Annotated in this window: 25 protein-coding genes and 1 riboswitch; of the genes, 17 read left to right on the top strand and 8 right to left on the bottom strand. The window is 42.7% G+C overall.

The window, feature by feature from the left end:
• The first annotated feature begins 234 nt into the window (after positions 1–234).
• From HT731_RS03635 to HT731_RS03605, 7 genes are all read left to right on the top strand, one after another.
• Positions 235–930: an AzlC family ABC transporter permease gene (locus HT731_RS03635; RefSeq protein WP_000659737.1), complete on the top strand. Its 696-nt coding sequence runs from the start codon at positions 235–237 to the stop codon at positions 928–930.
• On the top strand, positions 920–1,243 hold the full coding sequence (locus HT731_RS03630) for an AzlD domain-containing protein (protein WP_033684442.1): 324 nt from the start codon (positions 920–922) through the stop codon (positions 1,241–1,243). Before HT731_RS03635 ends, HT731_RS03630 begins: the two co-directional genes overlap by 11 nt.
• 103 nt (positions 1,244–1,346) lie before the next feature.
• On the top strand, positions 1,347–2,177 hold the full coding sequence (locus HT731_RS03625; RefSeq protein ID WP_124787501.1) for an amino acid ABC transporter substrate-binding protein: 831 nt from the start codon (positions 1,347–1,349) through the stop codon (positions 2,175–2,177).
• Positions 2,178–2,330: 153 nt separating this feature from the next.
• Complete coding sequence (locus tag HT731_RS03620) at positions 2,331–3,185, top strand: MetQ/NlpA family ABC transporter substrate-binding protein (RefSeq protein ID WP_125410839.1); 855 nt, start codon at positions 2,331–2,333, stop codon at positions 3,183–3,185.
• A gap of 96 nt (positions 3,186–3,281) precedes the next feature.
• Positions 3,282–4,655, top strand: a complete 1,374-nt coding sequence (locus HT731_RS03615; RefSeq protein ID WP_061630435.1) for a M20/M25/M40 family metallo-hydrolase — start codon at positions 3,282–3,284, stop codon at positions 4,653–4,655.
• Positions 4,648–5,709 carry a methionine ABC transporter ATP-binding protein gene (locus tag HT731_RS03610; RefSeq protein ID WP_102210303.1) on the top strand — a complete coding sequence of 354 codons (1,062 nt, stop codon included), beginning with the start codon at positions 4,648–4,650 and terminating at the stop codon, positions 5,707–5,709. Before HT731_RS03615 ends, HT731_RS03610 begins: the two co-directional genes overlap by 8 nt.
• Before the next feature lies 1 nt (position 5,710).
• Positions 5,711–6,403, top strand: coding sequence for a methionine ABC transporter permease (locus tag HT731_RS03605; protein WP_173277669.1), 693 nt, complete (start codon positions 5,711–5,713; stop codon positions 6,401–6,403).
• Positions 6,404–6,431: 28 nt separating this feature from the next.
• Here the strand turns inward: HT731_RS03605 and HT731_RS03600 are convergent, their stop codons facing one another.
• Positions 6,432–7,001 carry an MptD family putative ECF transporter S component gene (locus HT731_RS03600; protein ID WP_000748403.1) on the bottom strand — a complete coding sequence of 190 codons (570 nt, stop codon included), beginning with the start codon at positions 6,999–7,001 and terminating at the stop codon, positions 6,432–6,434.
• 134 nt (positions 7,002–7,135) lie between these two features.
• Between HT731_RS03600 and HT731_RS03595 the strand changes: the two genes are divergently transcribed.
• The 5 genes from HT731_RS03595 (at position 7,136) to nrdI (ending at position 11,832) form a co-directional block, all read left to right on the top strand.
• Positions 7,136–7,750 (top strand): DUF624 domain-containing protein, encoded by a 615-nt coding sequence (locus HT731_RS03595; protein ID WP_173277667.1) that lies wholly within the window; start codon positions 7,136–7,138, stop codon positions 7,748–7,750.
• Positions 7,728–9,398, top strand: coding sequence for a sensor histidine kinase (locus HT731_RS03590; protein WP_345889921.1), 1,671 nt, complete (start codon positions 7,728–7,730; stop codon positions 9,396–9,398). The genes HT731_RS03595 and HT731_RS03590 overlap by 23 nt, the downstream gene beginning before the upstream one ends.
• Before the next feature lie 11 nt (positions 9,399–9,409).
• Complete coding sequence (locus HT731_RS03585; protein WP_173277663.1) at positions 9,410–10,696, top strand: response regulator transcription factor; 1,287 nt, start codon at positions 9,410–9,412, stop codon at positions 10,694–10,696.
• 60 nt (positions 10,697–10,756) lie between these two features.
• Entirely contained in the window at positions 10,757–11,290 is a 534-nt protein-coding gene (locus HT731_RS03580; RefSeq protein WP_000729013.1) for a hypothetical protein, read from the top strand.
• Positions 11,291–11,367: 77 nt separating this feature from the next.
• A complete protein-coding gene (nrdI, locus tag HT731_RS03575; RefSeq protein ID WP_020899993.1) occupies positions 11,368–11,832 on the top strand; it encodes a class Ib ribonucleoside-diphosphate reductase assembly flavoprotein NrdI in 465 nt (154 codons plus the stop codon).
• A 36-nt stretch (positions 11,833–11,868) separates the two neighbouring features.
• On the opposite strand, the gene HT731_RS03570 is transcribed toward nrdI, so the two are convergent.
• A complete protein-coding gene (locus HT731_RS03570) occupies positions 11,869–12,327 on the bottom strand; it encodes a DUF3021 domain-containing protein (RefSeq protein WP_173277654.1) in 459 nt (152 codons plus the stop codon).
• Positions 12,324–12,764, bottom strand: coding sequence for a LytTR family DNA-binding domain-containing protein (locus HT731_RS03565; RefSeq protein ID WP_173277653.1), 441 nt, complete (start codon positions 12,762–12,764; stop codon positions 12,324–12,326). The genes HT731_RS03570 and HT731_RS03565 overlap by 4 nt, the downstream gene beginning before the upstream one ends.
• 206 nt (positions 12,765–12,970) lie before the next feature.
• On the opposite strand from HT731_RS03565, the gene mutL reads away from it, so the two are divergent.
• From mutL to HT731_RS03550, 3 genes are all read left to right on the top strand, one after another.
• On the top strand, positions 12,971–14,920 hold the full coding sequence (mutL, locus tag HT731_RS03560; protein ID WP_173277651.1) for a DNA mismatch repair endonuclease MutL: 1,950 nt from the start codon (positions 12,971–12,973) through the stop codon (positions 14,918–14,920).
• 112 nt (positions 14,921–15,032) lie between these two features.
• On the top strand, positions 15,033–15,626 hold the full coding sequence (gene ruvA, locus HT731_RS03555) for a Holliday junction branch migration protein RuvA (protein WP_101776614.1): 594 nt from the start codon (positions 15,033–15,035) through the stop codon (positions 15,624–15,626).
• Between the two features lie 9 nt (positions 15,627–15,635).
• Positions 15,636–16,199: a DNA-3-methyladenine glycosylase I gene (locus HT731_RS03550; protein ID WP_173277650.1), complete on the top strand. Its 564-nt coding sequence runs from the start codon at positions 15,636–15,638 to the stop codon at positions 16,197–16,199.
• A gap of 84 nt (positions 16,200–16,283) precedes the next feature.
• On the opposite strand, the gene HT731_RS03545 is transcribed toward HT731_RS03550, so the two are convergent.
• The 5 genes from HT731_RS03545 to HT731_RS03525 form a co-directional block, all read right to left on the bottom strand.
• Positions 16,284–16,547, bottom strand: a complete 264-nt coding sequence (locus tag HT731_RS03545; RefSeq protein WP_000166114.1) for a SemiSWEET family transporter — start codon at positions 16,545–16,547, stop codon at positions 16,284–16,286.
• Positions 16,548–16,652: 105 nt separating this feature from the next.
• Entirely contained in the window at positions 16,653–17,687 is a 1,035-nt protein-coding gene (locus HT731_RS03540) for a S66 peptidase family protein (RefSeq protein WP_173277649.1), read from the bottom strand.
• A 161-nt stretch (positions 17,688–17,848) separates the two neighbouring features.
• Positions 17,849–18,196, bottom strand: a complete 348-nt coding sequence (locus tag HT731_RS03535; protein ID WP_173277648.1) for a hypothetical protein — start codon at positions 18,194–18,196, stop codon at positions 17,849–17,851.
• 15 nt (positions 18,197–18,211) lie between these two features.
• The gene (locus HT731_RS03530; RefSeq protein ID WP_173277646.1) at positions 18,212–18,889 is read right to left on the bottom strand and encodes a DUF1129 domain-containing protein; all 678 of its coding nucleotides are present in this window, start codon (positions 18,887–18,889) and stop codon (positions 18,212–18,214) included.
• Between the two features lie 11 nt (positions 18,890–18,900).
• Positions 18,901–19,845, bottom strand: a complete 945-nt coding sequence (locus HT731_RS03525) for a magnesium transporter CorA family protein (protein ID WP_000815623.1) — start codon at positions 19,843–19,845, stop codon at positions 18,901–18,903.
• Between the two features lie 131 nt (positions 19,846–19,976).
• On the opposite strand from HT731_RS03525, the gene uvrA reads away from it, so the two are divergent.
• Both uvrA and HT731_RS03515 read left to right on the top strand, forming a co-directional pair.
• Positions 19,977–22,808 carry an excinuclease ABC subunit UvrA gene (gene uvrA, locus HT731_RS03520; protein ID WP_173277644.1) on the top strand — a complete coding sequence of 944 codons (2,832 nt, stop codon included), beginning with the start codon at positions 19,977–19,979 and terminating at the stop codon, positions 22,806–22,808.
• A complete protein-coding gene (locus HT731_RS03515) occupies positions 22,801–23,862 on the top strand; it encodes a Xaa-Pro peptidase family protein (RefSeq protein ID WP_061758925.1) in 1,062 nt (353 codons plus the stop codon). Before uvrA ends, HT731_RS03515 begins: the two co-directional genes overlap by 8 nt.
• 57 nt (positions 23,863–23,919) lie before the next feature.
• Positions 23,920–24,070, top strand: a riboswitch (M-box (ykoK) riboswitch).
• Positions 24,071–24,232 lie beyond the last annotated feature (162 nt).

The raw sequence follows: 24,232 nt of genomic DNA, 5'->3' as shown, positions 1-24,232 counted from the left end.
TCATTATAAATACGGTATAACATCGTATAATGGATGAATCTAAAATGAAAAAGAATATAAGCAAGGCTTGGACCTCAATGCCAAACCAAGTCTCGCTTTTGATACGATGGAATAAAATGGAGTCTGTCTGATTACAATCAGCAGACTTTTTTCTCTTTCCTGAATGTGTTATAATAGTCCATGCTGTGGCTGGAGCCTTTTCAGCCCGCTTATTAAGACAATATGAGGAGAAAGATGAAAGAAAAAGGATTTTGGGAGGGGGCGCAGGCGGCTATGCCAACAGCCCTTGGTTATGTCAGTATTGGCCTTGCCTGTGGGATTATCGGTGCGCCCTATGTGACACCTGTTGAGATGGGCTTAATGAGCCTCTTTGTTTATGCTGGGAGTGCCCAGTTTGCCATGTTGGCCTTGATTGCGGTTCAGGCGCCTGTGGCAGCTATTGCTATGACGGTCTTTTTGATTAATTTGCGTCTCTTTTTGCTGAGCTTACATGCGTCGACCTATTTCCGTCATACTAGTCTCTGGCACAATATCGGTATGTCTAGTATCTTGACGGATGAGACTTATGGTGTTTTAATGGGAGAATTGGCCCATACAGACAAGGTCAATCCTATGTGGATGCATGGAAACAATCTCAACAGCTATGTGGCTTGGTTTGTGGGAACAGTGGTCGGAACGGCTCTAGGTGGCCTATTGCCAAATCCAGAAATCTTTGGTTTAGATTTTGCCCTAGTTGGGATGTTCATCGGCATTTTTGCTTCGCAATTCCAGATTATGCAAAGACGGATCCCTGTCCGCAATCTGCTTATTATTCTAGCAGTTGTTGCGGTGTCCTTCTTTTTGCTCTTGACAGTGGTGTCTCAGTCACTAGCTGTTCTGTTTGCGACCTTGCTAGGTTGTACAATGGGGGTGGTTTTAGATGGTCAGTAAGTATCTTTTATTAGCAGTTATTTTCTCTGGCTTGGTGACGTGGATCCCCCGTATGATTCCTTTCATCTTGGTCAAGTATAGGGGCTTGCCTGCGATCGTTGAGCGTTTTTTGAAGTTCTTGCCCGTTTCTATTATCTTTGCCTTGATTCTTTCAAGTGTAGTGACAGGCAAGGTTGGGAGTCTTCCTCAAATTAAATGGCTAGACTTCTTGGCAGTCTTTCCAACCGCTTGGGTAGCCTTTCGATACCGCAATCTAGTCGGAACAGTTCTCTTTGGAGTTGTCTTAATTGCCGTCCTGCGTTTACTATTTTAAATGGGCTATAAAGAAAATCTATCACAGAGATAAATATCATATAATGGCATAATTACTTTTTTTCTGATAAGATAATAAGGTATTCTATTTTGGAGGAAATGACATGAAAAAAATCGTTAAATACTCATCTCTTGCTGCCCTAGGGCTTGTTGCTGCAGGTGTGCTAGCAGCTTGCTCAGGTGGTGCTAAGAAAGAAGGAGAAGCAGCTAGCAAGAAAGAAATCATCGTAGCAACTAACGGATCACCAAAACCATTTATCTATGAAGAAAATGGTGAATTGACAGGTTACGAGATTGAGCTTATTCGTGCTATCTTTAAAGACTCAGACAAGTATACTGTCAAGTTTGAAAAGACAGAGTGGTCAGGGATTTTCCCAGGACTTGATAGCGATCGTTACCAAATGGCCGTTAACAACCTCAGTTATACCAAAGAACGTGCAGAGAAATACCTCTACGCAGCGCCAACTGCTAAAAACCCTAACGTTCTTGTTGTGAAGAAGGACGACACTAGCATCAAGTCTCTTGATGATATCGGTGGAAAATCTACTGAAGTCGTTCAAGGAACAACCTCAGCTAAACAATTGGAAGCATACAACACAGAACATGCGGATAATCCAACTGTCCTTAACTACACTAGAGCAGACTTCCAACAAATCATGGGACGCTTGAGCGATGGCCAATTTGACTACAAGATTTTTGATAAAATCGGTGTTGAAACAGTCATCAAGAACCAAGGTTTGGACAACTTGAAAGTTATCGAACTTCCAAGTGACCAACAACCGTACGTTTACCCACTTCTTGCTAAAGGTCAAGATGAGTTGAAAACATTTGTAGACAAACGCATCAAAGAACTCTACAAAGACGGAACTCTTGAAAAATTGTCAAAACAATTCTTCGGAGACACTTACCTACCAGCAGAAGCTGATATTAAATAATTATTTGAAGTCATCCATTCTGATTCAGATGGGTGATTTCTGAGTCTTTAGGGATATAGTTTTAAACTATATATCTGACTATCTAATAACAATTTGTGAAATAAAACAAATTGTGAGATACTAGTACGGTATTATTTTTAAGGAGAAAGAATCATGAAAATCAAAAAATGGCTTGGTGTAGCAGCCCTTGCTACAGTCGCAGGTTTGGCTCTTGCAGCTTGCGGAAACTCAGAAAAGAAAGCAGACAATGCAACAACTATCAAAATCGCAACGGTTAACCGTAGCGGTTCTGAAGAAAAACGTTGGGACAAAATCCAAGAATTGGTTAAAAAAGATGGCATTACCTTGGAATTTACAGAGTTCACAGACTACTCACAACCAAACAAGGCAACTGCTGATGGCGAAGTAGATTTGAACGCTTTCCAACACTATAACTTCTTGAACAACTGGAACAAAGAAAACGGAAAAGACCTTGTAGCCATTGCAGATACTTACATCTCTCCAATCCGTCTTTACTCAGGTTTGAATGGAAGTGACAACAAGTACACTAAAGTAGAAGACATCCCAGCAAACGGAGAAATCTCTGTACCGAATGACGCTACAAACGAAAGCCGTGCGCTTTACTTGCTTCAATCAGCTGGTTTGATTAAATTGGATGTTTCTGGAACTGCCCTTGCAACAGTTGCTAACATCAAAGAAAATCCAAAGAACTTGAAAATCACTGAATTGGACGCTAGCCAAACAGCTCGTTCATTGTCATCAGTTGACGCTGCCGTTGTAAACAATACCTTCGTTACAGAAGCAAAATTGGACTACAAGAAAGCACTCTTCAAAGAACAAGCTGATGAAAACTCAAAACAATGGTACAACATCATTGTTGCGAAAAAAGATTGGGAATCATCACCTAAGGCTGATGCTATCAAGAAAGTTGTTGCAGCTTACCATACAGATGAAGTGAAAAAAGTTATCGAAGAAACATCAGACGGTTTGGATCAACCAGTTTGGTAATAAGAAACAGGGAGGTGGGAGAGAGAATTCCACCTCTTGCTTTTGTATAGAGCAGGGATTGTCAGAAAAAGTAGTTCATAGAAAGGTAGAGAGAATATGGTTTTTCCTAGCGAACAAGAACAAATTGAAAAATTTGAAAAGGATCATGTAGCCCAGCATTATTTTGAGGTTTTGCGTACCTTGATTTCTAAGAAATCAGTCTTTGCCCAGCAGGTGGGTCTCAAAGAAGTTGCCAACTATCTGGGTGAGATTTTCAAGCGTGTTGGGGCTGAAGTGGAGATTGATGAGAGCTATACGGCGCCCTTTGTCATGGCGCATTTCAAGAGTTCGCGTCCAGATGCCAAGACCCTGATTTTCTATAACCACTATGACACTGTGCCAGCGGATGGGGATCAGGTGTGGACAGAAGATCCTTTTACTCTTTCAGTCCGCAATGGCTTTATGTATGGGCGTGGGGTTGACGATGACAAGGGTCATATCACAGCTCGTTTGAGTGCTTTGAGAAAATATATGAAGCACCACGATGACCTGCCTGTCAATATCAGTTTTATCATGGAGGGTGCGGAGGAATCGGCTTCGACAGATCTGGATAAGTATTTGGAAAAACATGCGGATAGACTCCGTGGGGCGGATTTATTGGTCTGGGAACAAGGGACCAAAAATGCCTTGGAACAGCTAGAAATTTCTGGTGGAAATAAGGGGATTGTGACCTTTGATGCCAAGGTGAAAAGTGCTGATGTCGATATCCATTCGAGTTATGGTGGGGTTGTGGAATCAGCTCCCTGGTACCTCCTTCAAGCCTTACAGTCTCTTCGAGCTGCAGATGGCCGTATCTTGGTTGAAGGCTTGTACGAAGAAGTACAAGAGCCAAATGAACGTGAATTGGCCTTGGTGGATACCTATGCCCAACGAAATCCAGGGGAAATCAGCCAGATTTATGGTTTGGAATTGCCTCTCTTACAAGAGGAGCGTGCAGCCTTTCTAAAACGTTTCTTTTTCGAACCAGCCCTTAATATCGAAGGGATTCAGTCAGGTTATCAAGGGCAAGGAGTTAAAACGATTTTGCCAGCAGAAGCCAGCGCTAAGCTAGAAGTTCGTTTGGTTCCTGGCCTAGAACCGCATGATGTTCTGGAAAAAATTCGGAAACAGCTAGACAAAAATGGCTTTGATAAGGTAGAATTATACTATACCTTGGGAGAGATGAGCTATCGCAGCGATATGAGCGCGCCAGCCATTCTCAATGTAATCGAGTTGGCCAAGAAATTCTATCCACAGGGCGTTTCAGTCTTGCCGACTACAGCTGGGACAGGGCCTATGCATACGGTCTTTGATGCCCTAGAGGTGCCAATGGTGGCCTTCGGTCTAGGAAATGCCAATAGCCGAGACCATGGTGGAGATGAAAACGTGCGAATCGCCGATTACTACACCCATATTGAATTAGTAGAGGAGCTGATTAGAAGCTATGAGTAGAGATATTATCAAGTTAGATCAGATCGATGTGACTTTTCACCAGAAGAAGAGAATCATCACAGCGGTCAAGGATGTGACCATTCACATCCAAGAAGGGGATATCTACGGGATTGTAGGATATTCTGGAGCAGGGAAATCAACCCTTGTACGGGTGATTAACCTCTTGCAAAAACCATCTGCAGGGAAGATTACTATTGATGATGATGTGATTTTTGATGGCAAGGTGACCTTGACGGCAGAGCAGTTGCGTCGTAAACGTCAGGATATCGGGATGATTTTCCAGCATTTCAACCTGATGAGCCAGAAGACAGCAGAGGAGAATGTAGCCTTTGCCCTTAAACACTCTGGACTCAGCAAGGAAGAAAAGAAGGCTAAAGTAGCCAAGTTGTTGGACTTGGTTGGCTTGGCGGATCGTGCTGAAAACTACCCTTCACAATTATCTGGAGGGCAAAAACAGCGTGTAGCCATTGCGCGTGCCTTAGCAAATGATCCAAAAATCTTGATTTCAGACGAGTCAACTTCTGCCCTTGACCCTAAGACAACCAAGCAGATTTTGGCCTTGTTGCAAGATTTGAACCAAAAATTAGGCTTGACGGTTGTCTTGATTACGCATGAAATGCAGATTGTCAAAGACATTGCCAATCGTGTGGCAGTTATGCAGGATGGGCATTTGATTGAAGAGGGAAGTGTCCTTGAAATCTTCTCAGACCCTAAACAACCTTTGACTCAAGACTTTATCTCAACAGCCACAGGGATTGATGAAGCTATGGTCAAGATTGAGAAGCAAGAAATCGTGCAACATCTGTCTGAAAACAGTCTCTTGGTACAGCTCAAGTACGCAGGTGCTTCAACAGACGAACCACTTTTGAATGAATTGTATAAACATTACCAAGTAACGGCTAATATCCTCTATGGGAATATCGAAATCCTCGATGGCACTCCTGTTGGAGAATTGGTGGTGGTCTTGTCAGGTGAAAAAGCAGCGCTAGCAGGTGCCCAAGAAGCCATTCGTCAAGCAGGTGTGCAGCTAAAAGTATTGAAGGGAGGACAGTAAGATGGAATCATTGATTCAAACCTATTTACCAAATGTCTATAAAATGGGCTGGGCTGGTCAGGCTGGTTGGGGAACAGCTATTTACCTAACTCTTTATATGACAGTTCTTTCCTTTATTATTGGAGGTTTCTTGGGGCTGGTGGCAGGTCTTTTCCTTGTCTTGACAGCGCCGGGTGGTGTTTTGGAAAATAAAGTTGTTTTTTGGATTTTGGATAAGATTACCTCTATTTTCCGTGCGGTACCATTTATCATCCTCTTGGCAGTCTTGTCACCCTTCTCTCATCTAATCGTAGGAACAAGCATTGGTCCAAATGCGGCTATCGTACCGCTATCTTTTGCAGTCTTTGCCTTCTTTGCCCGTCAAGTACAGGTGGTATTGGCTGAGCTAGATGGTGGTGTCATTGAGGCGGCTCAAGCTAGCGGAGCGACATTCTGGGATATCGTAGGTGTTTATCTATCCGAAGGTCTTCCAGATTTGATCCGTGTGACGACTGTAACCTTGATTTCACTAGTCGGTGAAACAGCCATGGCCGGTGCGGTTGGAGCTGGTGGTATCGGTAACGTAGCCATCGCTTATGGATTTAACCGCTACAATCACGATGTAACTATCTTGGCAACCATCATTATCATTTTGATTATCTTTACAATCCAATTCTTGGGAGACTTCTTGACTAAGAGATTGAGCCATAAATAAAAAGAGCCGTGTGGCTCTTTTTTAGTAATCAGATTTTTTGTGCCAATTTTTTACTCAAGGCTTGTCCAATCAAAGCACCCACTAGGGCTCCGATGACAATACTTGCGATAAATAGAAGGACGGTTCCAGGGTTTGGTGCGACCATGATACGGTCGATATATTCTTGCGATTTTCCTCTTGCCAGAAGGGTAGCCATATAGGCTTTGGGAGTAATCCACATAAGCAAGATTGGTCCTGATGTGCTAAAGGCAAAAATAAGGAAAGAAAGGAGGTTCTTTGTTTGGTCCTTGTATTTTCCGAGGTTAGCTACTCCATCTGCTAGGAGGCCACAGATAATTCCAGGAAGGAAGGCACCAGCACCGTGTTTAGTTCCCAAGAAAAAGAGGGCCATGACAAGGCCGATAGTGGTAATGGCTCCAAATCGCGGAACTTTTGCGACTAGGATCATATAGACGCTGCCGCCTACAAGGCCAGTAAAGGCAGGCGCATAAAACATGTTTCCAGTTTGGTCAAAGAGATTGCCCAAAAGGACACCAATCCCCATGCAGAGGAAGTAAAGAACTGCAAAAAGCAGTGTAGTTAAGATAGATTTTTTCATGAGTTGTCTCCTAATAATTTTCTCACAATTCTCATTGTACCACGGTTTGGTGGGATTGTAAATGGATAGTCTATGTGTTTGAAAACGCTTGAAATATGCTATAATAGTTTCATAGTTATTTTTAGGAGGATATCATGGGGAGATTTTTAGATTTTGTCTTTAATCGTTTCTTTTTAGGGATGATTGCGACAGCCTTCTTTTGGCTATTAGCTTTAGCAGGGGGGATTATCCTTGGTCTAGCGCCAGCTAGTGCCACCTTGATGAGTTTATATGCAGAACATGGTTATAGCTTTCGGGAATACAGTTTGAAGGAGGCTTGGTCTCTATATAAGCAAAATTTCGTCTCAAGCAACCTGATTTTCTATAGCTTTTTAGGAGTGGATTTAGTTTTGGTCTATGGCTTGTATCTCTTGGTGCAATTGCCTCATCAGACCATTGTTCATTTGATTGCGACCTTTTTGAATGTCCTAGTAGTTGCCCTGCTCTTTTTGGCTTATACAGTATCTTTGAAATTACAAGTTTATTTTGATTTGTCCTATCGAAATAATCTCAAACTATCCTTGATTGGTATCTTTATGAGCCTAGCAGCTGTGGCCAAGGTTCTTCTTGGGACTGTGCTACTTGTAGCAATTGGTTATTATATGCCTGCTCTTCTCTTCTTTGTAGGAATTGGGATGTGGCATTTCTTTATCAGTGATATGTTGGAACCGGTCTATGAAAGCATCCATGAAAAATTGGCGACAAAATAGAATGAAGCAGTTTTGGCTACATACGCTTCTGCGAACCTACAGTTCAGTTATGATCATTATTATTGCGAGTTTTGCAATCTTACTTTCTTACGCTGACTGGGATTCACGGGAAAAGGAAGCCCAGAGAGTAGCCCAGCGTGTAACCACTCGAACAGTCGAAGAGGTGGAGTATTATTATCGCGAGTCAGCCCAGCTAGCACAAGATTTAGTAGCCAATCAAGACAGGATACAAGGGGTTTATAAGTACTTTAGTCTATCAACATCTGAGTATTTTTATTGGCTGTTGGAGCATCAAGCAGCTTCGTCAACTTCTATTTCTCTGTATGAAAATATCGATGACCTGTATGTTCAGAATGACTATATAACGGGTGTTGCAATCGTCTTGCAGGACTTTAAAGAAGTTTATGTTTCGAGCAGAAATGAGAGAGGTGGTCATACGGTACTTGCGGAAGACTTTAAACCAGAGGCCAATAGTTTTGGAGTGCCTATTTTAGACCCAGCGACGGATCAATCGATAGGGGTTGTTTATATCTCCTTGGATCCGGAAATCTTATACCATGCTGTGGACAATACCCGAGGTCATATCCCGATGGCTGTGACTGTGACATCGCCTTTTGATACGGAGATTTTTCATATTGGTGAGAGGGTCAATAGGGAGCATGAAAACTGGTTTGTTGGTGTGACCTCTCATGGCTATCAGGTTCAGGTGGCAGTTCCCAAAAACTTTGTTTTGCAAGGAACAGTGACTAGCTCTGCTTTGATTGTGGGCTTGAGCCTTCTCTTTATTGTTATTCTTTATCTGACTTTGAGGCAGACCTTTGCTAATTACCAAAAGCAGGTAGTGGATTTGGTCGATTCTATCCAAGTTATTGCTCAAGGGGAGGAAGGTCTTCGCATTGATACGCTTGAAAAGGACCAGGAATTGCTCCTAATTGCAGAGACTACAAATGATATGTTGGATCGATTGGAAAAGAATATCCATGATATTTACCAGTTAGAACTTAGCCAAAAAGATGCCAATATGCGAGCCCTGCAGGCGCAAATCAATCCTCATTTTATGTATAATACGCTGGAATTTTTACGTATGTACGCAGTCATGCAAAGTCAAGATGAGTTGGCAGATATCATTTATGAGTTCAGTAGTCTATTACGTAACAATATTTCTGACGAAAGAGAAACTCTTCTCAAACAGGAATTAGAATTTTGCCGTAAATATAGCTATCTCTGCATGGTTCGCTATCCCAAGTCCATTGCCTATGGTTTCAAGATAGACCCAGAACTAGAGAATATGAAGATTCCCAAATTTACCTTGCAACCGCTGGTAGAAAATTATTTCGCTCATGGTGTTGACCACAGACGGACAGATAATGTGATTAGCATTAAAGCTCTTAAACGAGATGGTTTTGTAGAAATTTTGGTGGTCGATAATGGCCGTGGAATATCGGTTGAAAAACTGGCAAGTATTCGAGAAAAATTAAGGCAGAGACATTTTGAACACCAAGCCAGCTATAGTGCAAAAAGGCAGTCTATCGGGATTGTCAATGTCCATGAGCGTTTTGTGCTCTATTTTGGGGACCGCTATGCTATTACTATAGAGTCTGCAGAGCAAGCAGGTGTTCAGTATCGTATTACAATTCAAGATGAGTAGAAAGGGAGAAAATGTATAAAGTATTATTAGTAGATGATGAGTACATGGTGACAGAAGGTCTGAAACGTTTGATTCCCTTTGATAAGTGGGATATGGAGGTCGTCGCAACAGCCAGTCATGCCGATGAAGCCCTAGAATATGTTCAGGAAAATCCTGTCGATGTGGTCATTTCCGATGTCAATATGCCCGACAAAACAGGGCTTGATATGATTCGGGAAATGAAAGAGATTTTACCAGATGCTGCCTATATCCTGCTCTCAGGTTATCAGGAGTTTGATTATGTAAAAAGAGCAATGAATCTTAGCGTGGTGGACTATCTGCTCAAGCCTGTCGATAAGGTAGAGTTGGGAAATCTGCTGGAGAAGATTGCAGGTCAGCTCGGCGAGAGAGGAAAGAAAAGTCAGACCCTCAGTCAAGATTTAGATGATGCTGGATTTGTTAGTTATCTAGGAGGTAAGGAGAATTGGTGGATAGGCCTATACAAGGAAAAACAAGGCTCTTTCACCATTCCCTACTATGTGTTAGGACAAGATTGGCAGATTTTCATTTCTGATCAACCCCTAGATGGTTTAGTCGTTACTCCCTTTGAAGTTCCCTATCAAGAACACTTTGAACGCTGGAAGCTGAATGCTGAGAAAGCCCTCTTTTACGGTTCTGTAAATTTAAAACAGTCTGAGAGTCTCTTTGCCTATTACGAACCGATTTATAGGGTTATCATTCAGGGGAATCTCAATCAAATCGTGGAAGAGTTAAACCTCTTGGAGAAGGTGGTTCTTGAAAATACGCCGCGTGTTCCGATTACCAAACAGCTTTTTATCCAGTTTGTCATGGATGTCTTTCACTTGTTTAAGCATCTAAAAGCTGATGATATGACGGATATCGTCAAAACCATTCATGCTATTCAATCCTTTGATGAATTGGTTCCTTATATTAAGGAAACTCTGACTCGATTCTTTGGACAATATCGAATGAATGAAAATGTGGTTAGTGTGCTAGAAGTTATTGGGCGTGATTATCAGAAAGAACTTTCGCTCAAGGATATCAGTCAGGATCTTTTTATCAATCCTGTCTATCTAGGTCAGTTGATTAAGCGAGAAACCAATTCGACCTTCGCAGAATTACTAAACAAACAACGTATTAAGGCTGCCCAGCAACTCTTACTTTCAACCAGTGACAGTATTGAAGATATTTGCTATGCTGTTGGTTACAGTAACGTTGGATATTTCTATAAAGTGTTCCGAAAATTGTGCGGAAAATCGCCAAAAGCCTACCGAAAACAGGTAGAAACTATACTATAAAATTTGTATTCCTTTACAAAAGGTGCTATAATATCAATAATAATATCAGGAGGTTCTATCATGAAAAAGAAACCGATTTATCTATGGGTCTTGCTAATCTTGTCTGCTCTTATTTCAGCTATGTCTCTGTTTGGAATGTTGAGTCCCTTGCCTAGTAAAGAAGCCCTTCGTGCCGCTCAGAAACAAGTTGCAGGGGTCAGTGCTCAGCAATTAGAAGACAACATCAATTACACCTATAGAGTAGCAGAATCAACTCATTCTATTTTTAATATGGCCTTGATTGTGCTATCTGCTATTTTAGTGGTAGTAGCGATTGTATTCCTTATTCGTAAGAATTTGCAATATGCAAACTATACTTACGTTGGCTATGTTTTGTTAGCTATTATTGGTTCGATTTATGGCTATGTGACTTTACAAGACGCTGTGCAGTTAGTTCACGATGAGACCATGCGTTTAGGGATAAGTGTTATTTCACAAGCCGTTAGCATTTTCTATATCGTCATAAATGTTCTTTTCCTAGCCCTTGTCTTCTATAAGATGTGGCGTCAACAAAAAGCCTTGGCAGAAGAAGAGGAAACAGAAGAACTTGCCTAAGTATTGACAAAAAATAACTATCAAGTTACAATCTTGGTAGTTATTTTTCGATTATAGATAAAATCATGGAGGTAAATATGAAGACAATTTCTTTAGTTTATATCAGTCTGAGTGGCAACACTGAGAGTTTTGTGACGCGCTTGAAAGACTATCTCTTGTCCCAGTACGAGGGAATTGAGGTTCAAAAGATTCATATTAAGGATTTGGTCAAGGAAGGTCACGATTTCTATGAAATGGACCACCCTTACATCGCCTTTCTACCGACCTACCTAGAAGGTGGGAATGGCGTTGATAACGGAGATGTCGAGATCTTGACGACACCAGTGGGGGATTTTATCGCCTATGGTGATAATGCTAGTAAGTGTTTTGGTGTGGTTGGTTCAGGAAATCGTAACTTTAATAACCAATACTGCCTGACAGCCAAGCAATACAGTCAACGTTTTGGTTTCCCTGTCTTGGCTGACTTTGAAATGCGAGGTATGCTGGGAGATATCAAACGTGTTGCAGCGATTATCGCAGATTTGTATGAGTTGGAAAGTTAAGCTTCGGCTTGGCTTTTTATTTATCCTAGGTAGTTCCTATTTTCTATGCTCCAAGAGTTGATTGATATGGTCTACTTTTTTTGATGCTCTTTTATAGGAAATAGTCCAAATGATGAGGTAGACAATCGCAAACTCGATAATGAGTTGGAGATAGAAAATCCAGTGGAAAGGGAACCAACCTGCTAGGGTTGCTAATGGGATAAAACCTACTAGCATGAGGAAGAAATGGGTCAGAGTTGCACGGAGCAAGCTCCAGTCACGGCTGAATAATCGCTTGCCAAAGTTGAAGAGAATACCAATGGCTGCCCAGATAAGTGTGCAGTAGAGCAAGATTAGGGCACCGTGAACTTGATGTTGAGTCATTACTTGGCCGACGAGAGATTCAGGGCTAAGTGGAGCGTAGGTACTTGGTGCATAAATGAGTGAAAAGATGATAGAGAGGATGAGACCGATGAGGACACCAGTAGCTGCGTCGTGGAAGATTTGTTTTTTCATAGTTCTAATTTCTCCTTGATGGTTTTTAGGTAACGGCGTGAAGAGTAGGTGAAGCTTTCATTTTTTAGAAAGATTTCTACTAGGCCGTTGGGGGTGAGCTTGAGATGAGAGATGGAGTTGATATTGATGATTTCTGATTGGGAAATTTGGATAAAATTGGTTGGCAGAATTTCAAGGATTTGATAGAGACGCAAATCAATGCTGTAGGTCTGACTCGCGCTTTCTGCTAGAACCTTCCGATTCTCGATATAGAAGCGTTGAATCTTGCCAATCTCAACGAGATAGACCTGATTATCGATTTTCCCTTTGATTTTTTCTGTTAGATCCAGATTTTCTGCGAACTCGATGACTTTCTGGACTTTATCTGTCGGCTGAGGTGCTTGAACAATCAGCTTTTCCTCTTCGTAAGTTTCACTAATCTGTAGTTCTACTTTCATAAATTTCTCTCCTTTTCAGTTATACAAGATTGTGATCACTTCCTGTACACCTTTATTAAACACTATTTTCCAGCCCCTTGCAAGGTACTTTGTCTATGTGGATGGATTTTACTCCTATGTGGTGCTTGCTTTTCTGTCCTATCTGAAATATGGTATAATAGCACTAATCAATTTCTAGGAAAATAGATACAGAAAGGGGCTGAAAGATGTCTCATATTATTGAATTGCCAGAGGTGCTGGCAAACCAGATCGCGGCAGGAGAGGTTATCGAGCGTCCAGCTAGCGTTGTTAAGGAGTTGGTAGAAAATGCTATTGATGCGGGATCTAGTCAGATTATCATTGAGATTGAGGAAGCAGGTCTCAAGAAGATTCAAATCACGGATAATGGTCATGGAATTGCCCACGATGAGGTAGAGCTGGCTCTGCGTCGTCATGCGACCAGCAAGATAAAAAATCAAGCAGACCTCTTTCGAATTCGCACGCTTGGTTTTCGTGGTGAAGCCTTGCCTTCTATAGCGTCTGTTAGTGTTTTGACTCTGTTGACTGCGGTGGATGGCGCAAGTCACGGGACCAAGCTAGTCGCGCGTGGGGGAGAAGTTGAAGAAGTCATCCCAGCGACTAGTCCTGTGGGAACCAAGGTTTGTGTGGAGGATCTCTTTTTCAACACGCCTGCCCGCCTCAAGTATATGAAGAGCCAGCAAGCGGAGCTGTCTCATATTATTGATATTGTCAACCGTCTGGGTTTGGCCCATCCTGAGATTTCTTTCAGCTTGATTAGTGATGGCAAGGAAATGACGCGGACAGCTGGGACTGGTCAACTGCGTCAAGCTATTGCAGGGATTTACGGTTTGGCGAGTGCCAAGAAGATGATTGAAATTGAGAATTCTGACCTTGATTTCGAAATTACAGGTTTTGTGTCCTTGCCTGAGTTGACTCGAGCTAATCGCAACTATATCAGCCTCTTCATCAATGGCCGTTATATCAAGAACTTTTTACTCAATCGTGCTATTCTTGACGGCTATGGTAGTAAGCTTATGGTAGGTCGTTTTCCACTGGCTGTCATTCACATCCATATCGATCCTTATCTAGCGGATGTCAATGTGCATCCAACCAAGCAAGAGGTGCGAATTTCCAAGGAAAAAGAACTGATGACCTTGGTTTCAGAAGCTATTGCAAATAGTCTCAAGGAACAAACCTTGATTCCAGATGCCTTGGAAAATCTTGCCAAATCGACCGTGCGCAATCGTGAGAAGGTGGAGCAAACTATTCTTCCACTCAAAGAAAATACGCTCTACTATGAGCAAACTGAGCCGACAAGACCTAGTCAAGCTGAGGTGGCTGATTATCAGGTTGAATTGACTGATGCAGGACAAGACTTGACCTTGTTTGCCAAGGAAACCTTGGATCAGCTGACCAAGCCAGCAAAATTGCATTTTGCAGAGAGAAAGCCTGCTAACTATGATCAATTAGACCATCCAGAGCTAGATTTAGCCAGTCTGGATAAAGCCTATGATAAGCTGGAGCGAGAAGAATCATCCAGCTTCCCAGAGTTGGAGTTTTTCGGACAAATGCACGGGACTTATCTCTTTGCACAGGGACGAGATGGGCTCTACATCATAGACCAACATGCGGCTCAGGAACGGGTCAAGTATGAGGAATATCGTGAAAGCATTGGCGATGTTGACCAGAGCCAGCAGCAACTCCTAGTGCCTTACATTTTTGAATTTCCAGCGGATGATGCCCTCCGTCTCAAGGAAAGAATGGCACTTTTAGAGGAAGTGGGCGTCTTTCTAGCAGAGTACGGAGAAAATCAATTTATCCTGCGTGAACATCCTATTTGGATGACAGAAGAAGAGATTGAATCAGGCATCTATGAAATGTGCGACATGCTGCTCTTAACCAAGGAGGTTTCTATCAAGAAATACCGGGCAGAGCTGGCTATCATGATGTCCTGCAAGCGGTCTATCAAGGCCAACCATCGTATCGATGACCACTCAGCTAGACAGCTGCTTTATCAACTTTCTCAATGTGATAATCCCTATAACTGCCCCCACGGACGTCCTGTTTTGGTGCATTTCACCAAGTCAGATATGGAAAAGATGTTTCGACGCATTCAGGAAAATCACACCAGTCTCCGTGAGTTGGGGAAATATTAAACGAATACGCTTTGAAAATCTCTTCAAACTAGGTCAGCTCTATCTGCAATATCAAAGCTGTGGCTAGCTTTCTAGTTTGCTTTTGATTTTCATTGAGCATAAAAGGAAAACTATGTACGAATATTTAAAAGGAATCATTACCAAAATCACTGCTAAATACATTGTTCTTGAAGTCAACGGTATCGGTTATATCCTGCATGTGGCCAATCCTTATGCCTACTCAGGACAAGTCAACCAAGAAGCTCAAGTTTATGTGCATCAGGTGGTGCGTGAGGATGCGCATCTACTTTATGGATTTCGTTCAGAGGACGAGAAGAAACTCTTTCTCAGTCTGATTTCGGTTTCTGGGATTGGTCCTGTATCAGCTCTTGCTATTATCGCTGCCGATGACAATGCTGGCTTGGTTCAAGCCATCGAAACCAAGAATATTACCTACTTGACCAAGTTCCCTAAAATTGGCAAGAAAACAGCCCAGCAGATGGTGCTGGACTTGGAAGGCAAGGTAGTAGTTGCTGGAGATGACCTTCCTGCTAAGGTCGCAGTGCAAGCAAGCGCTGAAAACCAAGAATTGGAAGAAGCCATGGAAGCCATGTTGGCACTGGGCTACAAGGCGACCGAACTCAAGAAAATCAAGAAATTCTTTGAAGGAACGACAGATACAGCTGAGAACTATATCAAGTCGGCCCTTAAAATGTTGGTCAAATAGGAGCAGAGCATGACAAAACGTTGTTCGTGGGTCAAGATGATCAATCCTCTATATGTAGCCTACCATGATGAGGAGTGGGGTCAGCCCCTCCATGATGATCAAGCATTGTTTGAGTTGTTGTGTATGGAAACCTATCAGGCAGGCCTGTCTTGGGAAACGGTGCTCAACAAACGACAAGCTTTCCGAGAAGCCTTTCATGGCTATCAAATTCAAGTAGTCGCAGAGATGACCGACTCCGAATTGGAAGCCTTGATGGATAATCCAGCTATCATCCGCAATCGTGCTAAGATTTTTGCCACACGGAGCAATGCTCAAGCATTTTTACAAGTGCAGAAAGATTATAACTCTTTTGATGCCTATCTTTGGTCTTTTGTTGAGGGGAAAACGATCGTTAACGATGTTCCCGATTACCGCCAAGCCCCAGCTAAAACACCTTTGTCTGAAAAATTAGCCAAAGATCTCAAAAAACGAGGCTTCAAGTTCACAGGCCCAGTCGCCGTCTTGTCTTTTCTACAGGCTGCAGGGCTAGTTGATGACCATGAGAATGATTGTGCGTGGAAAAGTGGTCATTAGTGTGTACAGATAGCTAGCATATCTGAGAATATAGAAAAAAGCTGAGAAATTTTTCCCAGCTTTTTATATATACTAGTATATTTGTTAGAGTGAAGTCAGAAAAGTGATTCCACCTAAAATAACACCAGCTGAATTTGGAATGATTAGTATCCAATCCTTCTTAGGTTCCTTTGTCCATCCATAAATAACCCAGATTAAGCAAGATATTGCAGCTGATAAAGGTTGAAATGGTTGAGCTTTATTTCCTTGTAAATTAGCGATAATTTGAGGTATGTAGGCAATAAATACTATAATTCCAATAAAGGCACCAATAGAACCTACGATTCGATTAATTTTTTGTTTTGTCATATACACCTCCTTCAAAAGGATATCATAGAAATTAGCGAAATGCAATAGATTCAGATACAAATTGTAACGAAAACCAATACAAAAGCACAAAAATAGAGAAACTATTTATTTTTTGTTATAATCAAAGCGAATGACTTGCTCCTGTGTATCTACATAGGTGTGAACGCCAAAGGGAACAATGGCTCTTGGAGTTGCGTGGCCGACATTCAGATTATAGACAATCGGGATATTGCTGTCAATGATGTCCATTAGTGCCACCTTATAGTCGTCATAGAAAGTTTCATCCATAGGTTTCCCGACCAAGAGTCCGCTGATGACCTTGAATATGCCAGTGTCCTTTAAAGTTCGCAACATCTTTTTGAAGTCTTCTGGCTCAGGCTTTTCTTCGCTTGTTTCTAGCAAGAGGATTTTTCCTTCCCAGTCTGACAAGTCAGGGAAAAGTTTGTACTTTTGGCAGAGGCCCGTGCTATCTACGTATCGAGAGTTGTCAAAGATATCGTAGAGGGATTCGAGGCAACCACCGAGGATTTTTCCCTCAAACTGGGCATTTCCTTGTAACAAGTCAAAACCAGTATTTGTATGATTGATACGAGGTGTTCCTAGAGCCTTGGGACTGAAGTCGGTTCGTTCCTCATACCAAACGTGACTAGGGCGGATTTCTGAGATTCTTCCAGTCTCAATCAATTCTTTAAAGTAGTGGAGACTATAGGTCAGCATTTCCTTGTCTAATTCACAAATATCTGCTAAAAAGGATTGGCCATAAAAAGTCTTGATTCCTAGTTTATGCAACATGAGATGGTTCATAGTTGTATCCGAGAAACCAAGAAAAATTTTTTGTTTGATAACCTTTTGTAGTTGGTCATTTTCAAAGAGGTAGGGTAGCAAGCGATAGGTATCGTCTCCACCGATGGCGCATAGGATCATGTCGATGCTATCATCAGAAAAGGCATGAATCAAATCCTCTGCACGCGCTTCAGGATGGTCCTTGATAAAGTCTAATCCTTTTAGCGAATGAGGCAAAAAGGTAGGATTGAGTCCCAGGTTCTTGAGACGTTGGACACCCAAGTCCACTTCGTGTTTGACAAAGTCCTCTCCGATAATGCCACTAGATAAACTAACAACACCAATAGTAGAAACCATATTTCTTCCTCCTAGAAATTGATTGAGCCTATTTTATCATAAAAGATGGGAGAAAACTATAGGGAAAAGGGTAGAGGGAAGCTTGTAGGCAAGCAAGTGAAAAAGCAACCGCTGGTGCAGTTGCTTTTCGTTTTCTAATCAGTAATCTCGCTAGATATGAGTTACTTGGTCAACTCTTGATTATAGGAGAGAGCCAAATCAATCCAGTAAGGCAATTCTTTTTGGCCTTCTATATCTAAGTCTATATACCCATGATAAAGGCGCCCCCTCATCAATGTAGTATGAGCTCCTGTTCGGGGTAGAACTTGCTTCTCCATTTCCTTGCCAATTCTGACCATAACCAGTTCATCCTTTCTGGAACTGATAGTAAGGACCATTTTACCACGAATCATAAAGGCCAGGCCACCAAACAGCTTCTTTTCTTCTAGCTCTTCTTCGAAAATTTGGGGAGGAAGTTTGAGCGCTAGAATTTTTCGAATCTGCTGAGCTAAAGATTGACTATATGCCATAGCTCTTTCCTTTTCTTAGTAACGTGTTGGTCCTGCACTTGCGCTGCGGATGTTCAAGCGTTTCTTGAGATAGAAGCGAAGGGCTAGTAGGGCTGCTCCGATAATAGCCAGTGGCAATGGAGCCAGTACTGGGTTAAGGCTAGCTGGTAGGAAGCTCGTTGCAAAGAAGACAAGTAACCAAAGGAACATCGAAGCTAGGATAACCAGTACAGATTTCCAGAAAGGTGGACGTTGACTGCGGTCCATATCAGGTCTATAGTATTGGTAAACAAAGTAGTACATCAAGTAGAAGGCAAATCCACCAACCAATCCAACTAGCAGAAGGGTAATCAAACCGTAACCGATAGCCTGATCTGCTGAGAAGAAGGTTGTGAGGGCGCTGACGAGGGCAAAGAGGCTAGTGATGAAAAGAGCTGAGTCCATAATCATGAGTTTTGGATCATCATTTTCTTTTGGATGCTCTTTTTCGTACTGCTCTTTGACAGTGAAGCTATGAGCCCAGTGGGTCGGTGCGCCATAGAGGGAACGAGCAGTCGTACCTTTGATTTGCTCTTCAAGGATTTGAGGAATAACTTCCTCAAAAATAGCCTTAATTTCAGCGTCTGTTTTCCCATCTTTGATGAATTGTTGGGTAGCGATATGGACAAACTCTTGGTTTTTCTTTGTTAATTTTTGTAGATCAATCTGAGACATAGGAACTCCTCTTAGAACCATTTTTTATGGATGAGATAGAGAGTGAGCGAGACACTCATAGCAAAGGCGATAAAGACGATTAACCAGAAGGCATTTGGCTCGCCATTTAGGGGGATTTCATTATCCTTAAAGTTCATCCCGTAGGCAGAGAAGACCATGGTTGGGATGGACATGACGATGGTCACAAGGGCCAAGGTTTTCATGATGTTGTTCTGGTTATTGGAAATGATAGAGGCAAAGGTCTCCGTCATAGAATGCAAGACGTTTCCATAAATGTCTGCCATCTCGATGGCCTGTTGGGTTTCAATCAGGGTATCTTCAAGTAGGTCTTCGTCCTCAAGGTATTTCTTGATATTGCTGGTTGAGCTGGTTAATTTCTTAATCACGCGCTCATTTGTTTTGAGGGAGGCCTTGAAATAGACGATGGTTTTTTCCAATTCCATGAGCTCAATCAATTCTTCATTACGAGTTGATTGATGCAGTTGACTTTCGATCTGTTCACTCTTACGGTCAATCGAACGAAGGGCTGTTAGATAAAGCTCTGCATTGCGATAAAGAATCTGAAAGATAAAACGTGAACGCATGAAGGTATAGAAATTACGCAAACGACGGTTAATAAAGACATCGAGGACTGGTAATGGTTCCAAACATGTAGTGATAATGGTTTCCTCAGTGATGATAATACCAAGCGGGATGGTTACGTAGTAAGTGCGGTTATTTCTTTCCTCTGTGACCGGCACGTCTACGATAATCAGGGTATACTCGTCTTCAATGGTAATACGAGACATTTCTTCCGCATCGAGCGGTGCTCGAAGGTCGGCAATATCAATATCGAAGGCGTTAGCGATTTCGAGTGATTCATTTTGAGTTGGATTAACGAGATTGATCCAAGTACCCGGTTCAAGCGTATCGATCTCTTTAAATTCAGTTGTTGTAGAGAGAAAAACTTGTTTCATATCCCTTATCCTTTCTCATTTTTCAGATTTTTTCACACCGTACTATTATACTACAAAATCGGCCTTTTGGGTAATAGAATCTCACTTTTTTTGGTATAATGGTAAGCAATAATGGACTAGAAAGAACAAAGATGCAAGATAAAATTGTCATTCATGGGGCGCGTGCCCATAATTTAAAAAATATTGATGTGGAAATTCCGCGAGACAAGTTGGTTGTTGTGACAGGCTTGTCAGGTTCAGGGAAATCCAGTCTGGCCTTTGATACCCTCTATGCGGAGGGACAACGTCGCTATGTAGAGAGTTTGTCAGCCTACGCTCGTCAATTCTTGGGAAATATGGAGAAGCCTGATGTAGATGCCATTGATGGTCTCAGCCCAGCTATTTCCATCGACCAAAAAACGACCAGCAAAAACCCTCGCTCGACAGTGGGAACAACGACTGAAATCAATGACTATCTGCGTCTCCTCTACGCACGTGTGGGGACGCCTTACTGTATCAACGGTCATGGAGCTATCAAGGCCTCTTCTGTGGAGCAAATTGTGGATAAGGTTTTGGAGTTACCTGAACGCCAGCGCCTGCAAATTTTAGCTCCGGTCATCCGCAAGAAAAAAGGCCAACATAAGAGTGTCATTGAGAAGGTTCAGAAAGACGGTTATGTTCGTGTCCGTGTGGATGGGGAAGTCTATGATGTGACCGAAGTGCCAGAGTTGTCCAAGAGTAAGCAACACAATATTGATGTCGTAGTTGACCGTATCGTCATCAAGGAGGGCATTCGTAGTCGTCTCTTTGATTCTATTGAGGCAGCCCTTCGTATCGCAGAAGGCTATGTCATTATCGACACCATGGACGACTCTGAGTTGTTGTTCTCTGAGCATTATGCCTGCCCAGTTTGTGGATTTACTGTTCCAGAGTTAGAGCCTCGTCTCTTCTCTTTCAATGCTCCTTTTGGCTCTTGTAGTGAGTGTGACGGCTTGGGCATCAAGCTGGAGGTGGATACTGATTTGGTAGTGCCAGATGCCAGCAAAACCTTACGTGAGGGAGCGCTAGCACCTTGGAATCCTATCTCGTCCAACTACTATCCAAATATGCTAGAGCAGGCCATGACAGCCTTTGGAGTGGATATGGATAAGCCTTTTGAGGACTTGTCAGAAGAAGATAAGCACTTGATTCTCTATGGTTCAGATGGCAAGGAATTCCATTTCCACTATGAGAATGAATTTGGTGGCGTGCGTGATATCGACATTCCTTTTGAAGGAGTTATTGGTAATATCAAACGTCGCTACCATGAAACCAATAGTGATTACACTCGCACTCAGATGCGCCTCTACATGAATGAGCTGACCTGCGGAACCTGTCATGGCTATCGTCTTAATGACCAGGCCTTGTCTGTCCGTGTAGGTGGTGAGCAAGGACCACATATCGGAGAAATCTCAGATCTGTCTATCGCAGACCACTTGGAGCTAGTTTCTCAGTTAACTCTGTCTGAAAATGAAGCCATCATTGCTCGGCCTATTCTCAAGGAAATTAAGGACCGTTTGACTTTCCTTAATAACGTGGGGCTTAACTATCTGACCCTGTCTCGTTCGGCAGGTACCCTTTCAGGTGGTGAAAGTCAGCGTATTCGTTTGGCGACCCAGATTGGATCTAACCTATCAGGCGTCCTCTATATCCTAGATGAGCCGTCAATCGGGCTCCACCAGAGGGACAATGACCGTCTGATTGCCAGTCTGAAAAATATGCGTGATTTGGGCAATACTCTCATTGTAGTGGAACACGATGAAGATACCATGCGGGAGGCGGATTATCTGATTGACGTTGGTCCTGGTGCGGGTGTTTTTGGTGGGGAGATTGTCGCCGCAGGTACGCCTAAACAGGTAGCTCGTAACAGTAAGTCTATCACAGGCCAGTACTTGTCAGGCAAACGTGCCATTCCAGTACCAGACGAGCGCCGTGTAGGAAATGGTCGTTTTATCGAAGTGACAGGAGCGTGTGAAAACAACCTACAAAATATCACTGCTCGCTTCCCTCTCGGAAAATTCATTGCGGTGACAGGGGTGTCGGGCTCAGGCAAGTCGACCTTGATCAATAGTATCCTCAAAAAAGCCATTGCCCAGAAGCTCAACCGCAATTCAGACAAACCTGGTAAGTTTAAAACTATTACAGGGATTGAGCATGTAGACCGCTTGATTGATATTGACCAGAGCCCGATTGGACGAACGCCGAGGTCTAATCCAGCTACCTATACGGGAGTTTTTGACGATATACGTGACCTCTTTGCCCAGACAAATGAAGCTAAGATTCGAGGCTACAAGAAGGGTCGTTTCAGTTTCAACGTCAAGGGTGGTCGCTGTGAAGCCTGTTCAGGTGACGGGATTATCAAGATTGAGATGCACTTCTTGCCAGATGTATACGTGGCTTGTGAAGTCTGCCATGGTACCCGCTACAACAGTGAAACCCTAGAAGTTCACTACAAGGAAAAGAATATCTCGCAGGTCTTGGATATGACGGTTAATGATGCGGTGGAATTCTTCCAACACATTCCGAAAATTCAGCGCAAACTTCAGACTATCAAGGATGTGGGACTTGGTTATGTGACATTGGGGCAACCTGCTACCACCCTTTCTGGGGGAGAAGCCCAGCGTATGAAACTGGCTAGTGAACTTCACAAACGATCGACAGGAAAATCTTTCTACATTCTGGATGAGCCGACGACAGGTCTTCATACCGAGGATATCGCTCGATTGCTCAAGGTTTTAGCTCGCTTTGTCGATGATGGCAATACAGTCCTTGTTATCGAGCACAATTTAGACGTTATCAAGACGGCAGACCATATTATTGACTTGGGACCTGAGGGCGGTGTCGGTGGTGGAATCATCATCGCAACAGGAACTCCAGAAGAAGTAGCGGCCAATGAAGCCAGCTACACAGGACATTATTTGAAAGGAAAGTTACATCATGAATAAACGCGTACAAGCATTTCTAGCGAAAATGCAAGAAAAAGAACTAGATGGCATCATCATCAATAACCTTAAAAACGTCTACTACTTGACTGGTTTTTGGGGCTCAAACGGAACAGTCTTCATCAGCCGTGACCGTCAGGTCTTGGTGACAGACTCTCGCTATATCATTGCAGCCAAGCAAGAAACCAGTGGTTTTGAGATTGTGGCTGACCGTGATGAATTGGCTGTTATTGCAGGGATTGTTAAGGACATGGGCTTGTCTCGAATCGGTTTTGAGGACGAGATTTCTGTCTCTTATTATCACCGTATGCAGGCAGCCTTTGAAGGAATTGACTTACTTCCACAAACTCAGTTTGTTGAAGGTCTTCGTATGATTAAGGATGAAGCGGAGATTGCAGCTATTCGCAAGGCTTGTTCTATCTCAGACCAAGCTTTCCGCGATGCGCTTGACTTTATTAAGCCAGGAAAGACTGAAATTGAGATTGCCAACTTCCTTGACTTCCGCATGCGTGAGTTGGGAGCATCTGGCTTATCTTTTGATACGATTCTAGCTAGCGGTATCAACTCTTCCAAACCCCATGCTCATCCTATGCACAAACCAGTGGAGCTAGGAGAAGCCATTACTATGGACTTCGGTTGCCTTTATGACCACTATGTCAGTGATATGACACGGACTATCTACTTGGGGCATGTTAGCGACGAGCAAGCAGAGATTTACAATACGGTTTTGAAAGCCAACCAAGCCTTGATTGACCAGGCTAAAGCAGGATTAGGTTTCCGTGACTTTGACAAAATTCCTCGTGATATTATCATCGAGGCAGGTTATGGCGACTACTTTACCCACGGTATCGGACACGGTATTGGACTGGATATCCATGAGGAACCATACTTTAGCCAAACTTCTACAGAAACTATTAAGGCAGGTATGGCCTTGACAGACGAGCCGGGTATTTATATTGAAGGTAAATATGGTGTTCGTATCGAGGATGATATTCTGATTACAGAAACAGGTTGTGAATTGTTGACCCTGGCTCCAAAAGAGTTGATAGTCATTTAAGAGTTAAACAACTCAAATGATTGACTTTTAAATTTTAAAAGTTTATACTGAAAAACGAAAACGGTAGGTGAGGCTACCATAGGGATACGGATGACTACCGCAAAGCAGTGGAGACACTACTCGTTGGTCAACAGTTCTGGTCGCGAAGGCCAAGACTAAGCTCATTTCATTGCCCTATGGAGTTAAAGCTTGAACGAAAAACAGATAATTAGTTTTTTAATCCTGCCATTTTATGGTGGGATTTTCTACTGTTTAAAACAAAGAAAGGAGACAGACGATGCAAATTGACGACCATCCGGAACCGCACATACACAGCCAATCGCTGATTTGTGTCGTTCTGCCCTTATAAAGTGATTGGTCTCTGTGTATG

Source organism: Streptococcus sp. k-163 (assembly GCF_013277555.1).
In the GTDB taxonomy this organism is placed as follows: domain Bacteria; phylum Bacillota; class Bacilli; order Lactobacillales; family Streptococcaceae; genus Streptococcus.
Note: the sequence above shows the minus strand (reverse complement) of the source record. Positions and strands in the feature narration are given on the sequence as shown.